Consider the following 12,231-nt stretch of genomic DNA (forward strand, 5'->3'; position numbering starts at 1 on the left):
CCGGGCACATGTTCGCCTTACTCGCCGGTAACTTCAGGATATTACCTGCGGGTAACTGGAGCAAGCAGATCCGCACTTCCGGGTGCGGAAATCCGGGCCTTTTGAGGGGTCAGCGCTGCCCGGGAAGCGCTGTTGTGTCGGCAGTCACCGGCACGTGGCCGTCCTCCGCCCGCGCGACCAGTATCCCGCCGCGGAACGCGATCGTCACGGCGTGCGTCCGGTCCCGCGCGGACAGCTTGCGCAGGATGCTCTTGACGTGGGTCCGGACCGTCTCGACGGACAGGAACAGCAGTTTCGCGATCGCCGAGTTCTCGAGCCCTTCGGCGACGAGCTGGAGCACCTGGTACTCGCGGCGGGACAGCGGCATCCCGCCGCGCGGCCCCGGCGGGCTCTCGGAGGCGAGATCGCCCTTCGGCACCGTGGACCGCTTCGGCCGGACGGTGAGCGCGGCCAGTCCGGGGTCGATGTACCGGCGCTCGGTGTGCGCCCGCCGGATCGCTTCGGCTAGCCGTCGCGAGTCGATCGATCGCGGCACGATCGCGTGCGCGCCCGCGGCGATCGCGGCCGCGAGGTACTGCTGCGTGCGGTTCGTGTCCCGGATGAGCGTGACGATGATCAGCGCCGGGTCGCCGGCGTTGAGCAGCTTCGTCAGGTGGCAGTTCGGGTCGAGCGCCGAGTCGAGCACGACGACGTCCGGCTTGACCTGCTCGCACAGCTGCAGCGCGGCGTGGTGGCTGGCCGCCTGGCCCGCCCAGTGCAGCCCCTGGCTGCGGTGGACGAGCGCGCCGAGGCCGTCGCGGAAGATCGGGACCGGGTCGACCACCGCCACGCCGAGACTTCGCCCGCCGGGTCCGGTCGGCCCGATCGGCCTTCGGGTGGGCTCGATGCCGTGCATCGTGGGCCTCCGTCTCCTGCGCCGTCGCTCCTGGGACGCCGGACGCGCCCCCTCGGTTCACGCGTCCGGCACCGTCCGGTCTCCCCTGCCGGGACCGGCCAAAAGTGACTCCTCCTGCTTGGTACGAGTCGCGATTGCGCAGCTCATGACGCCATCTCCCCCTCATGGCCTAATCGCCCGGTCACAGCAAACTCTGGGTAGAAAACCTTCCGGGGAAGGGGGCTCGACCGGGCCGGAAAGGACCTGATGGGGCGGTTGGCGCTACTGAGGGTGGCTCGCCCCTTGTTCAACGATTTCGACGATCTCGGGATGCGGCCCGCAGCTCCGCGAACTCCGCCGCGAGCCCGGCCGGCGTCCAGTGCGCGTTGAGGCCGCTCGGGTTCGGCAGCACCCACACGCGGGTGTCGCCGATCCGGTGCTCCTGCTGCCCGACGCGCGCCTTCGGGAAGCCGAACGCGGTCCGGTAGGCGGTGATCCCGACGACGGCCAGCCACCGCGGCCGGTACTCGAGCACCTTGGCTTCCAGCAGCTTCCCGCCCTCGCGGAACTCGTCGTCGGTGAGCTCGTCAGCGCGGGCGGTGGTCCGGGCGACGACGTTCGTGATGCCGAGCTTGAGGTCGAGCAGCTGGTCCTGTTCGTCGGGCTGGTATCGCCTCGGCGTGAACCCGCCGGCGTGGAGGGCGGGCCAGAAGCGGTTGCCGGGGCGGGCGAAGTGCTGCTTCAGCGCGCCCGAGTAAAGGCCGGGGTTGATGCCGCAGAACAGGACGTCGAGGCCGGGTGCGATGACGTCCGGGATGGTCGTGTTGTGCGCGGCGGCCAGCTGGTCCTTCGTGGGTCGGGTGCTCACCCGTCCAGTCTCCGGCACACGACCCGAGCGTGACCCGTCGCTGGGGGTAGCGAATTCACCACGGACCTGCGTAACCTGTTGTGATCTCCCGCACAGCGCCGTACCGAGGAGGATTTCGTGCAGCTTCCGATCGTCCTCGGGCTGGTCGCGCTGGTCTTGGCCGTCGCCGCCCTCGTTGTCGTTCTCGAGGACCGGCGGGCCGCCAAGCGGGCCGCCCTGCAGCGGAAGGCGCGGTTAGCGCGTCTCGGCGAGGTGGACCCGCTCGCGCCGGGCCGGCTGCACGCCGACCGGTGAACGCAGGACCGCCAGCAGCAGCGCGCCGAACACCCAGCCGACTCCCGCGCCGAACGTGTTGTTCATGAGGTCGTCCACGTCGAAGATGCGGTAGACGTACGGCGCCGTCCCGAAGTTCGCCGTGACCTGCGTGAACTCGATGAGCAGGGACACCGCGAAGCCGATCAGGACCGTGCCGGTCAGGCCGCGGTGCCACAGGATCCTGGCGAACACCCCCAGCGGGACGAACAGCAGCACGTTCATGCAGGCCTGCTGGAACGTCTGCGTCATGAACCACTGCGACAGCGGCTCGCCGTGCTTCAGCAGCTCCGTGTGGATGTCGGTGATCCACTGGAACGGGTGCAGCTGCACCGTCTGGCTCAGCCGGCGCGCGCCGGGGCCGGGCAGCGGCAGGAAGACGACCGCCAGGGTCATGCAGCCGTACAGCAGCACCGCGCCGGTCGTCACGATGCCGCGCAGGCGCAGGCCGCCGTGCCGGGCCAGCTGCGTGATCAGCTGCGGAACCAGCACGACGGTCCACAGCGCCAGGAAGCCGATGAGTCCGTACTGCAGGGCGGTGACCTGTGCGTTCGTCATGCCACCGACGTTATGGATCATGACCCGGGAGCCGCTTCGGTCGAAGGGCCGGACCCCATCGGCCACTCGGCTGACCGCCTCGAGCCGATCGGTCAGTCGTCCTCGCGGTCCTCGGAGCGCTCGGCCCGCCACGCGCTGAACACCGTGCCCCCGATCATCAGCACGACGACGGCCAGCACCACGAGGACGACCTCGATGCCCATGCTTCCCCCCCGTTGCCGGAACGCTCGGCTCATCGCGCCCGGGTTAATGGGTGTTACCGAACCTTCGGTGCGTGCGAACCTGCCCGGATGGTCCACGTGCGACGGCTGGTTCCCGACGACGTCCCCGTGCTGCGCGAAATCCGGCTCCGCGCGCTCGCGGACACGCCCGAGAACTTCGGCTCGCTCGTCGCGGCCGAACGCGCCAAGCCCGACGACGACTGGCGGGCGTGGCTCCGCGACCGCGCCTGGTTCGCCGCGTTCGACGGAGACACCGCCGTCGCGCTCGTCTGCGGCTGGCCGGAAGAACCGGAGTGGCTGGTCTTCTCGATGTGGGTTGCGCCACAGGCGCGGGGCCGCGGGCTGGCCGCCGACCTCATCCACGCCGTCCGCCGAGCGGCCGAGGAAGCGGGCGCGGAAGCCATCGGTCTGCACGTCTTCGAAGGAAACGACCGCGCGCGACGCGTCTACGAGCGGCTCGGCTTCGTCCTCACCGGCGAGTCCGAAGTCATAGCCGGAAAAGGGAGACGTAACCGGATGCGGCTTGCGCTGAACCGGGAATGACCACGACGCTCGGCACGTCGAAGTCTTGTGGGGGCGACGAAAGGGAACGCTCATGGCACCGGTCCGGGTCGGCATCGTCGGGCTCAGCGCGAACGGCGGCTGGGCCGCCACCGCGCACGTGCCCGCGCTGGCCGCGGTGGACGGCTACGAGCTCCGCGCCCTGAGCGGGAGCAGCGCCGAGTCGGCGCGGGTGGCCGGGGAGAAGTACGGCGTGCCGCTGACCTTCGGCGACGCCGGGGAGCTCGCGCGGCACCCGGAGGTCGACCTGGTCGTCGTCGCGGTGAAGGTGAGTGAGCACCGGGCGCTGATCGAGCCCGCGCTGGCCGCGGGCAAGCAGGTGCTGAGCGAGTGGCCGCTCGGCGTGAGCCTGGCCGAAACCGAGGCGCTGGCCGAAGCGGCGAAGGACGCCAAGACGGCGGTCGGCCTGCAGGGGCGGTCCGCGCCCGCGTTGCGCTACCTGCGTGACCTCATCAAGGACGGGTACGTCGGCCGCGTGCTCTCGACGTCGTTGATCGGCTCGGGGGGCAACTGGGGTCCGGCGGTCCGGGCCGGGCGCGGCTACCAGCTGCACCCCGAAGGCGGGGCGACCATGCTGACGATCCCGTTCGCGCACACCGTCGACGCGTTCGACATGGTGCTCGGCCGGTTCTCCGAACTGTCGGCGACGGTGGCGACCGTCCGGCCGCGGGTGCGCGACGAGGTCACCGGCGACTCGGTCCCGATGACCGCGCCGGACCAGATCGCCGTCGGTGGCGTGCTGAACAGCGGCGCCGTCGCGTCGCTGCACCTGCGCGGCGGGTCCTCGCCCGCCACGGACTTCCACTGGGAGATCAACGGCACCGAGGGCACGCTCGTCGTCGACGCCGCGGACCCGCTGTTCTGGATCGCGAAGGTGACCTTGCGCGGCAGCCGGACCGGCACGCTGGAGAAGCTCACCGTCCCCGCTCGGTACGAACTGCCGCAGCTGGCCGGGCGGGCCGCCGAGCCGTCGTACAACGTCGCGCACGCCTACGCGCGCCACCTCAAGGGCGACCTGCCGGACTTCGCGCACGCGCTGCGCGTGCACCGGGTTCTGGACGCCGTCCAGTGGTCGGCCGACGCCGGGAAGCGGGTTCACCTGGACGCCGAGTAACTGTTACCGACGGTAGTAGCTTTTCTCTCGGCCCGGACTTACTCTCGGGTAATGGACGACGTTGTCTACGACCGTGAGGGCCAGGGCGCGCCACTGGTGCTGATCCACGGCATCGGCCACCGCCGTCAGGCGTGGGCGCCGGTGTTTCCGCTGCTCACGCCGCATCGCGACGTCATCGCCGTGGACCTGCCGGGCTTCGGTGAGTCGCCCGAGCCGGCCGGCGGGTACGGCGTCGAGCCCGCGCTGGTGATGTTCAAGGAGCTCTTCACCGAGCTGGGTCTCAACCGCCCGCACGTCGCGGGGAACTCGCTCGGCGGGCTGCTGTCGCTGGCGCTCGGCCAGGCCGGGCTGGTCCGCAGCGTCACGGCGTTGTCGCCGGCCGGGCTGTGGAACCGGACGCAGAAGATGTACGCGATCGCCACGCTCAAGGCCCACCGCGCGCTCGCGCAGCGCACGCCACCGCACGTCGTGCGTCGCATCGCCGCGACGGCGGCCGGACGCAAGGCGCTGACCGGGATGATCGTCGGGAAGCCGGGGCTGCTGACGCCGGACGACGTCGTCGGGGACGCCCACGCGCTCGCGACCGCCCCGGGCTTCGAGCCGACCGCCGCCCAGTCGCGCGGGGACTTCCGCTTCACCGGGCCGGTCACCGGCGTCCCGGTGACCATCGCCTGGGCCGAGCACGACCGCATCCTCGCCCGGCCGCGCGTCGCCGACCTGCGGAAGGTCGCGCCCGAAGGGACGTTCCGGCTGCTGCCCGGCTGCGGGCACGTGCCGATGAACGACGACCCGGCGCTCGTCGCGCGCGTGCTGCTCCAGGGAAGCCGTTAGGTGACATTCGCTTTACGTCCGTCTTTTGACCCTGGTAGCCGACTGCCCAGCGAGGCAGAATCCTCCGCCGTGCGCCCGTTAGGGGACTTGGGCGCGAATCGGAGGAAACACGCATGAGGCTTTCAACCCGGCTCGTGGTGCTCGCCGCGGCCGCGCTGGCGACGACGGCGGTGACCACCGCACCCGCGTCCGCGGGCCAGCGCCCGGACCCCACCACCGACGTCCGGATCATCACGTTCAACGACTTCCACGGGAACCTGGAGCCGCCGTCCGGCTCCAGCGGCCGGGTCACGCAGTCCGACGGGACCACTGTGGACGCCGGCGGTGCCGCTTACCTGGCGACGCACGTGAAGCAGCTGCGCTCGCAGGTGCGCAACTCGCTCGTGCTGTCGGCCGGGGACAACGTCGGCGCGTCGCCGGTGATCTCCGCGCTGTTCCACGACGAGCCGACCATCGACTTCCTGAACCAGCTCGGCGTCGGCGCGTCCGTCGTCGGCAACCACGAGTTCGACGAGGGCTACAAGGAACTGCAGCGCATGCAGTTCGGCGGCTGCCACCCGACCGACGGTTGCCAGTTCGACAAGAAGTTCAAGGGTGCGGACTTCCCCTTCCTCGGGTCCAATGTGTACTTCACCAACGGGCTGCCCGCGCTGTTGCCGTTCACCGTCAAGTTCGAAGGCGGCGTCCCGATCGGTGTCATCGGCGCGACGCTGAAGGACCTGCCGACCGTCGTCACGCCGGAAGCCATCAAGGGTCTCAAGTTCGGCGACGAGGTCGAGGCGATCAACCGCACCGCGAACCTGCTCGACTTCCTCGGCGTCAAGTCCCAGGTCGTGCTGCTGCACCAGGGCGACAACACCGAGGCGACCGGCCCGAACGACTGCAAGACCCTGCCCGGCCCGGCCACCGCGATCGCGAAGGCCGTGACGCCGAAGGTCGACGCGATCTTCACCGGCCACAGCCACCAGCAGTACAACTGCGTCATCAACGACCCGGCCGGCCAGCCGCGCACGGTCATCCAGGGTTCGTCGTTCGGCCGCCTGCTTTCCGTGGTGGACCTGAAGATCAACCTCAAGACGCGGGACGTCGTCCGGTCGCAGACCCAGGCGCACAACGAGATCGTCACCCGCACGGTCACGCCGGACCCGGCCGTGGCGGCGCTCGTCGCCGACGCCAAGACCAAGGCGGCGCCGATCGCGAACAAGCAGGTCGGCACCATCACCGCGGACCTGCCGGCGGCGGGCAACGCGGCCGGTGAGTCCTCGCTCGGTGACGTCATCGCCGACGCGCAGCTCGCCGGCACGCAGGCGAACAACGCGGTCATCGCGATCACCAACCCGGGCGGCATCCGCGCCGACCTGACGTACAAGTCGTCCGCGAACGGCGAAGGCGACGGCGTCGTGACCTACGGCGAGGCCTTCACCGTCCAGCCGTTCGCGAACATCATGCAGACGATCACGCTGACCGGCGCGAACCTGAAGAACGTGCTGGAACAGCAGTGGCAGGGCACGACCACGCGCATCCTGCAGATCTCGAGCTCGCTGCACTACAGCTACTCGGCGTCCGCGCCGCAGGGCTCGCGGGTCTCGAACATCACGGTGAACGGCACGCCGGTCGACCCGGCGGCGACGTTCCGCGTGTCGGTGAACAACTTCCTCGCCGCCGGCGGGGACGGCTTCACCGAGTTCACCAAGGGCACGAACCTGGCCGGCGGGCCGGTCGACCTGGACGCGTTCATCGCGTACCTGGGCGCCCACCCGAACCTGGCGCCGCCCGCGGCGGACCGGATCACGCGGCTGCCGTAGTCCGCTTTTTCCAAGACAGCGGGTCGACAATGGACCCATGACGACTTGGGAAGACGTCGTACGCCTGGCCTCGGATCTACCCGAGGTCGAGGCGTCGACCTGGTACCGCACGCCCGCGCTCAAGGTGGCGGGCAAGGGGTTCGCGCGGCTGCGGACCGAGGCCGAAGGCGGCTTGGTCGTGCTGTGCGGGCTCGACGAGAAGGCCGCGTTGCTGGACTCCGGCGACGCGGCCTTCTTCACGACACCGCACTACGACGGGCACGGCATGGTCATCGTCGACCTGGAGCGCGTGGCCGTCGATCAGCTGCGCGAGCTGCTCGAAGAGGCGTGGCGGCTGCGGGCGCCCCGCCGGCTCACCACTTGAGCTCGCCCTTGAGCATGCTCATCAGGATCATGTCGTGGCGCTCGCCGTCGGCCGCGACGAACGCCTCGCGGTGGCGGCCGTCTTCGGAGAACCCCACCTTGCGGTAGACGTGCCGCGCGCGCTCGTTCTCGGCGACCACCCAGAGCGTGATCATGTGCAGCCGCATGGAGTTGAAGCCGTAGCGGCACATCAGGCGCAGCGCCTCGGTGCCGTAGCCGCCGCCGTTGCGGTACTCGGGGTCGCCGATGTAGATGTCCAGCTCGGCGTTGCCGACCTCGGGTTCGGCGTCCCGCAGGTCGACGATGCCGATGAGCTTGCCGTCGGCCTCGATGCCCAGCACGACCAGTTCGTAGCTGTTGACCGGGCGTTCCTCGGCGCGTTTGCGGATCTGCGCGAGCGACCGCGGGTGGCTGTTGGTCATCCAGCGGCCGACCTCGGGATCGTGGATCCACGCGTGGATCTTTTCGGCGTCCTCCGGTTCGAGCGCACGCAGCCGGACGAGCTTCCCCTCGAGCATGGCTCCCCCTAGTCCCGCTTCAGCAGCAGGAAGTCGTGGACGTTCAGCAGGCCGAGGAACTGCCGCACGGGCGTGGGCATCGCTCGGCGCGACTCATCATGCACGAGCTCGGGCGAATGCACGCGGTAATTACGCCGCCGGGTGACCACGGTGCAACTCTCCGCGGCCAGCACGTTCTTGACCCAGTCGGTGTCGGGGCCATAGGTGAGCGCGACGACGAAGCCGTCGTCCGTGCGGAAGACGTTCAGCGGCGTGCGGTACTCCTTGCCGGACTTGCGTCCTTTGTGGACCAGCAGGCCGAAGCCCGGCGCCCAGTTCACGACGTACTTGTTGATCCGGTTGGTCACCACGCGGTTGAAGCGGGCGAGTCCCTTGGGCAGTACCATGCCGGGATAATATCAACGCTTGATGAATTGATCGAGGGGCCGACCCCCGCTTCCCGGCCGGAGGTCGCCCGATGGTGGGATATGGCGCATGTCGACCGAATGGCCGCTGCGCCAGGACCCGGAAGCACCGGTGATCATCGCCCTGGCCCTGGTGAACGACCCGGACGCGCTGGGCTTCGTCGTGCTCGACGACGAGGACGACTGGTTCATCAGCGACGGCACCGAGCTGTCCGACGACGTGCTCGTCAACCGCGAGAGCTTCGGCAAGCTGTCGGTGCGCGAGGCGCTCGAGCTGCTCCCGCAGCTGGCCGCGCTGGCCGGGCTGCCGACGGGGATGGCCGCCGACTGGGACCCCGAGCGCCGCACGTGGCTGCTGTCGTCGGTGGCCGGCTCGGACGACGAAGACGAGGACGTCCGGCTGCTTTCCCAGCGCCGCGCGGCCTGGGAGTTCGAAGGCTCGCCGGACGACGAAGCCCAGATCAGCACCGGCCTCACCGAGATCCCGGCCGGCTGGCAGCAGCCGGTGCGCGCGGTCCGCCAGGTCGTGCGCGAGCAGGACGGCACCTGGCTGTTCGTCGGCTTCGAGGTGCCCGAGGCGGAGGACTTCGAGGTCGAGGGCCTGGAGCTGGAGCACGTCGCGAACCTGTACCCGGACGTCCGGACCGTGCTCAAGGCGGCGCCGGGCCAGGTCTACGACCGCGCGACCCCGGACTCCGAGTGGGAGCTCGTCGAGGGCTGAGAAAAAAGTCCGGCGCGGTTGTCCCGGGGACGTCCGCGCCGTTCGTCCTTACAGTGAAAGCCGGCGATCGGCGCCGGTCAGGATCCTGTGAGGAGCAGCCATGCCCAAGTACGCCGCGATCATCTACGCCTCCGACGTCGACCCGACCACGCCCGAGGCCACGGACATGATGAAGGACTACGACGAGTTCGGCGCGGCGGCGCAGGCCGTCATCCGCGGCGGCGCGGCGCTGTACCCGACGGCCACCGCGACGACGGTCCGCGTCACCGGCGGCAAGGGCGGCGACATCGTCACCAGCGACGGCCCGTACGCGGAGACGAAGGAAGCCCTCACCGGCTTCTACCTGATCGAGTGCGCCGACCTCGACGAAGCCGTCAAGGTCGCGGCGCAGATCCCCGGCGCCTGGGACGGCGCGATCGAGGTCCGGCCGGTCGTCGACTTCGGCAAGTGACGCACGCCGGGGACGCGGTCGCGCGGCTGGTCCGGGACGAGGGCACCCGGGTACTGGCCACGCTGGTCCGCGTCACCGGCAGCGTCGACCTGGCCGAAGACGCCGTTCAGGACGCCGTCGTGCGCGCGCTGGAGACGTGGCCGCGCGACGGCGTCCCGGACAACCCGCGCGGCTGGCTCCTGGTGGCGGCCCGCCGCCGCGCGGTGGACGTCGTCCGCCGCGAAGCGAAGCGGCTCGGGAAGGAGGCGGACGCGATGCCGGCCGTCGACCCGTTCCCGGACCCGGTCGCGGTCCGCGACGACCTGCTGCGGCTGGTGTTCACGTGCTGCCACCCGGCGTTGTCGGTGGACGCCCAGGTTGCCCTGGCGCTTCGGACGTTGGGCGGTTTGTCGACGGCGGAGGTGGCCCGCGGCCTGCTGGTCCCCGAAGCGACGATGGCGAAGCGCCTGACGCGCGCGAAGCAGAAGATCGCTCAGGCCCGCATTCCTTATCGGGTGCCGTCCGCTGCGGAGTTGCCTGCACGCCTGTCCGGAGTGGCGTCGACGGTGTACTTGATCTTCAACGAGGGCTACACGGGCCGGGATGCGCTGCGCACGGAGGCCGTCCGCCTGGCGCGCCTGCTGGCTTCTCTGATGCCGGACGAGCCGACAGCCTTGGGGTTGCTGGCGCTGGTCCTGCTCCAGGACGCCCGCCGCGCGGCCCGGTTCTCCGCGGGGATGCCGGTGCTGCTGGCCGACCAGGACCGTTCGGCATGGGACGGTTCGCTGATCAAGGAGGGCGTCGAACTGGTGGGCGTGGGGCTGCGCCGGACGCCGTCGGCCCCGAACCCGTACGTCGTCCAAGCGGCGATCGCGGCCTGCCACGACCTGGCCCCGTCGTATTCGGAGACGAACTGGGACGCGGTGATCTCCTGGTACGACGTGCTGTTGTCGGTCCAGGACACCCCGGTGGTCCACTTGAACCGCGCGGCCGCCATAGCGGAGCGCGACGGACCCGCGGCGGGGTTGGCACTGGTGGATGCGTTGGCGGACTTGGCCGATTATCCGTGGTGGCACGCGTCGCGGGCGGAGTTGTTGCACCGCTTGGGATCGCCGTCGGCCTCCGACGCTCTGGAGCGGGCAGTGGAAACCGGTTTGCCGGACGCGCACGCGGCTCATTTGCGGGCCCGGATACAAAAAGAAACCCCGGAATGAATGTCCGGGGTTTCGTTGAGAGCGGATGACGGGAATCGAACCCGCGTATTCAGCTTGGGAAGCTGATGTTCTACCATTGAACTACATCCGCAGTGCGTCGCCAGCATACACGGCGGCGTGATCCCCGTGTCCAGACCCCTCCCTCCTTGACTCCTCCGGCTCAAGTGACAACACTTGTTGTCGACCTCGGAGGTGAGCGCCATGGATGAGCCCGAGCTGTTCCGGCAAGGCGGGTTCCGGCTGGCCCAGCGGCTGTTCGTCGGAGGGGACATCCGGGGTGACGAACGGCAGGTCGCCCGGCTGCGGGAGTTCGCCCAGGTCGAGGACCAGCGCGCCGACGACGTCGTCGCCTGGATGGCGCGGCAGCCCAAGGGGCAGGGCCGGAAGCTCTTCGAAGACGCCCTCGAGAACGGCGTCACGACTCCCGGCCCGCTGAAGGCCTTCTTCGACGAGGTCGACGCCAAGCCTTACTGGGTCGACGACGAGCGGCTCGAGCGTGGCGCCAAAGCCATCACGCGGGCCGGGCTGCTCGGCCTCTTCCCGCTCGGCGACATGTCGCTCATGGGCGGCTACCTCGCGTCCCGCGCCACGAAATCCCTGGTCGGGACCGGGGAGATCGAATACCAGGCCACGCGGCGGCTCGTCGAGACCGCCACCTGGTGGATCGACGTCACCACGCCCGGCGCCCTCAAGCACGGCGAGCGGGGCTACGCCTCGGCGCTGCGGATCCGGCTCGTGCACGCCCACGTGCGCGCCGCCATGAACCGGCGGGAGGACTGGGACTATGACGCCTGGGACCGGCCCGTCAACCAGGTGCAGACCGCCGGCACCCTCCTGCTCTTCTCCCTCGTCTACGTCTTCGGCACGCAGCTGCTCGGCCTGCGCTACTCCGCCCGCGAGCGCGGCGACATCCTGCACCTCTGGCGGTACATCGGCTGGCTCATGGGCGTCGACGACGAGCTGCTGCCCACCTCCGAAGAAGACGCCTGGCGCCTGCTCTGGCTGCTCGCCGCCACCGAGTTCATCCCGGACGACGACTCGAAACGCCTCGCCAAAGCGCTGATCGAGGCCAACGCCGCCGTCGGCGAGGGGCGCGGCGCCGTCGGGAAGGTGCTCTCGCACGTCTCCGTCGCCGTGCACTCTTCGATCAGCCGGCTCGTGCTCGGGAAGACCAACGCCGACTTCCTCGGGCTGCCGAACGACCCCGTCGCGCAGGCCGCGATCGTCGCCGTGGCGGGCGTCAACTTCGCCGCCGAGACCGTGCGGCGGTTCATCCCCGGGGCCACCGCGCTGCAGGAACGGATCGGCGAGGCCGGGCGCCGCGGGTACGTGAAGCGGCTCGAGAAGATCTTCGCGCCCGACACCTCCTACGCGCAGCACATGCGGGTGGCCTGACCTGCTTTTCGGGGGTCCGGGTGGCGGAGCCCCCGGCTCGGG

Annotated in this window: 15 protein-coding genes and 1 tRNA gene; 10 read left to right on the forward strand and 6 right to left on the reverse strand. The window is 70.1% G+C overall.

Annotated features, from left to right (window positions below; genetic code table 11):
- Positions 1–109: 109 nt before the first annotated feature.
- Complete coding sequence (locus tag AB0M83_RS00775) at positions 110–895, reverse strand: response regulator transcription factor (RefSeq protein WP_364510370.1); 786 nt, start codon at positions 893–895, stop codon at positions 110–112.
- Between the two features lie 286 nt (positions 896–1,181).
- The gene (gene mug / locus AB0M83_RS00780) at positions 1,182–1,742 is read right to left on the reverse strand and encodes a G/U mismatch-specific DNA glycosylase (protein ID WP_364510373.1); all 561 of its coding nucleotides are present in this window, start codon (positions 1,740–1,742) and stop codon (positions 1,182–1,184) included.
- Positions 1,743–1,859: 117 nt separating this feature from the next.
- Between mug and AB0M83_RS00785 the strand changes: the two genes are divergently transcribed.
- On the forward strand, positions 1,860–2,036 hold the full coding sequence (locus AB0M83_RS00785; RefSeq protein WP_196425799.1) for a hypothetical protein: 177 nt from the start codon (positions 1,860–1,862) through the stop codon (positions 2,034–2,036).
- On the opposite strand, the gene AB0M83_RS00790 is transcribed toward AB0M83_RS00785, so the two are convergent.
- Positions 1,977–2,612: a VanZ family protein gene (locus AB0M83_RS00790; protein WP_364510376.1), complete on the reverse strand. Its 636-nt coding sequence runs from the start codon at positions 2,610–2,612 to the stop codon at positions 1,977–1,979. The two genes, AB0M83_RS00785 and AB0M83_RS00790, sit on opposite strands and share 60 nt — an antisense overlap.
- Positions 2,613–2,902: 290 nt before the next feature.
- Between AB0M83_RS00790 and AB0M83_RS00795 the strand changes: the two genes are divergently transcribed.
- The 5 genes from AB0M83_RS00795 to AB0M83_RS00815 all read left to right on the forward strand — a co-directional run bounded on the left by AB0M83_RS00795 (position 2,903) and on the right by AB0M83_RS00815 (position 7,508).
- On the forward strand, positions 2,903–3,376 hold the full coding sequence (locus tag AB0M83_RS00795) for a GNAT family N-acetyltransferase (protein WP_364510379.1): 474 nt from the start codon (positions 2,903–2,905) through the stop codon (positions 3,374–3,376).
- Positions 3,377–3,428: 52 nt separating this feature from the next.
- Positions 3,429–4,508 carry a Gfo/Idh/MocA family oxidoreductase gene (locus AB0M83_RS00800; RefSeq protein WP_364510381.1) on the forward strand — a complete coding sequence of 360 codons (1,080 nt, stop codon included), beginning with the start codon at positions 3,429–3,431 and terminating at the stop codon, positions 4,506–4,508.
- Positions 4,509–4,559: 51 nt separating this feature from the next.
- Entirely contained in the window at positions 4,560–5,339 is a 780-nt protein-coding gene (locus tag AB0M83_RS00805; protein ID WP_364510384.1) for an alpha/beta fold hydrolase, read from the forward strand.
- A 113-nt stretch (positions 5,340–5,452) separates the two neighbouring features.
- Positions 5,453–7,144: a bifunctional metallophosphatase/5'-nucleotidase gene (locus AB0M83_RS00810; protein ID WP_364510387.1), complete on the forward strand. Its 1,692-nt coding sequence runs from the start codon at positions 5,453–5,455 to the stop codon at positions 7,142–7,144.
- Positions 7,145–7,181: 37 nt separating this feature from the next.
- Entirely contained in the window at positions 7,182–7,508 is a 327-nt protein-coding gene (locus AB0M83_RS00815) for an MmcQ/YjbR family DNA-binding protein (RefSeq protein WP_364510390.1), read from the forward strand.
- Here AB0M83_RS00815 and AB0M83_RS00820 read toward each other — a convergent pair.
- Together AB0M83_RS00820 and AB0M83_RS00825 are read right to left on the reverse strand one after the other, a co-directional pair.
- Complete coding sequence (locus AB0M83_RS00820; RefSeq protein WP_364510393.1) at positions 7,498–8,025, reverse strand: GNAT family protein; 528 nt, start codon at positions 8,023–8,025, stop codon at positions 7,498–7,500. The two genes, AB0M83_RS00815 and AB0M83_RS00820, sit on opposite strands and share 11 nt — an antisense overlap.
- Positions 8,026–8,033: 8 nt before the next feature.
- On the reverse strand, positions 8,034–8,411 hold the full coding sequence (locus AB0M83_RS00825) for a nitroreductase family deazaflavin-dependent oxidoreductase (RefSeq protein ID WP_364510396.1): 378 nt from the start codon (positions 8,409–8,411) through the stop codon (positions 8,034–8,036).
- Between the two features lie 88 nt (positions 8,412–8,499).
- On the opposite strand from AB0M83_RS00825, the gene AB0M83_RS00830 reads away from it, so the two are divergent.
- The 3 genes from AB0M83_RS00830 (at position 8,500) to AB0M83_RS00840 (ending at position 10,794) form a co-directional block, all read left to right on the forward strand.
- Positions 8,500–9,150 (forward strand): hypothetical protein, encoded by a 651-nt coding sequence (locus AB0M83_RS00830; RefSeq protein ID WP_364510398.1) that lies wholly within the window; start codon positions 8,500–8,502, stop codon positions 9,148–9,150.
- A 100-nt stretch (positions 9,151–9,250) separates the two neighbouring features.
- On the forward strand, positions 9,251–9,601 hold the full coding sequence (locus AB0M83_RS00835; protein ID WP_364510400.1) for a YciI family protein: 351 nt from the start codon (positions 9,251–9,253) through the stop codon (positions 9,599–9,601).
- A complete protein-coding gene (locus tag AB0M83_RS00840) occupies positions 9,598–10,794 on the forward strand; it encodes a sigma-70 family RNA polymerase sigma factor (protein WP_364510403.1) in 1,197 nt (398 codons plus the stop codon). Before AB0M83_RS00835 ends, AB0M83_RS00840 begins: the two co-directional genes overlap by 4 nt.
- Positions 10,795–10,814: 20 nt before the next feature.
- On the opposite strand, the gene AB0M83_RS00845 is transcribed toward AB0M83_RS00840, so the two are convergent.
- Positions 10,815–10,885 (reverse strand) — tRNA-Gly (locus tag AB0M83_RS00845).
- 110 nt (positions 10,886–10,995) lie between these two features.
- Between AB0M83_RS00845 and AB0M83_RS00850 the strand changes: the two genes are divergently transcribed.
- Positions 10,996–12,189 (forward strand): oxygenase MpaB family protein, encoded by a 1,194-nt coding sequence (locus AB0M83_RS00850; RefSeq protein WP_364510406.1) that lies wholly within the window; start codon positions 10,996–10,998, stop codon positions 12,187–12,189.
- Positions 12,190–12,231: the final 42 nt, after the last annotated feature.

It is taken from the genome of Amycolatopsis sp. NPDC051106 (genome assembly GCF_040682775.1).
Taxonomy (GTDB): domain Bacteria; phylum Actinomycetota; class Actinomycetes; order Mycobacteriales; family Pseudonocardiaceae; genus Amycolatopsis.

Coding starts and splice junctions, on each gene's coding strand:
- AB0M83_RS00810 (WP_364510387.1), top strand. CDS start 5,453: ATGAGGCTTTCAACCCGGCTCGTGGTGCTCGCCGCGGCCGCGCTGGCG.
- AB0M83_RS00835 (WP_364510400.1), top strand. CDS start 9,251: ATGCCCAAGTACGCCGCGATCATCTACGCCTCCGACGTCGACCCGACC.
- AB0M83_RS00825 (WP_364510396.1), bottom strand. CDS start 8,411: ATGGTACTGCCCAAGGGACTCGCCCGCTTCAACCGCGTGGTGACCAAC.
- AB0M83_RS00795 (WP_364510379.1), top strand. CDS start 2,903: ATGGTCCACGTGCGACGGCTGGTTCCCGACGACGTCCCCGTGCTGCGC.
- AB0M83_RS00805 (WP_364510384.1), top strand. CDS start 4,560: ATGGACGACGTTGTCTACGACCGTGAGGGCCAGGGCGCGCCACTGGTG.
- AB0M83_RS00775 (WP_364510370.1), bottom strand. CDS start 895: ATGCACGGCATCGAGCCCACCCGAAGGCCGATCGGGCCGACCGGACCC.
- AB0M83_RS00800 (WP_364510381.1), top strand. CDS start 3,429: ATGGCACCGGTCCGGGTCGGCATCGTCGGGCTCAGCGCGAACGGCGGC.
- AB0M83_RS00830 (WP_364510398.1), top strand. CDS start 8,500: ATGTCGACCGAATGGCCGCTGCGCCAGGACCCGGAAGCACCGGTGATC.
- AB0M83_RS00790 (WP_364510376.1), bottom strand. CDS start 2,612: ATGACGAACGCACAGGTCACCGCCCTGCAGTACGGACTCATCGGCTTC.
- AB0M83_RS00850 (WP_364510406.1), top strand. CDS start 10,996: ATGGATGAGCCCGAGCTGTTCCGGCAAGGCGGGTTCCGGCTGGCCCAG.
- AB0M83_RS00820 (WP_364510393.1), bottom strand. CDS start 8,025: ATGCTCGAGGGGAAGCTCGTCCGGCTGCGTGCGCTCGAACCGGAGGAC.
- AB0M83_RS00815 (WP_364510390.1), top strand. CDS start 7,182: ATGACGACTTGGGAAGACGTCGTACGCCTGGCCTCGGATCTACCCGAG.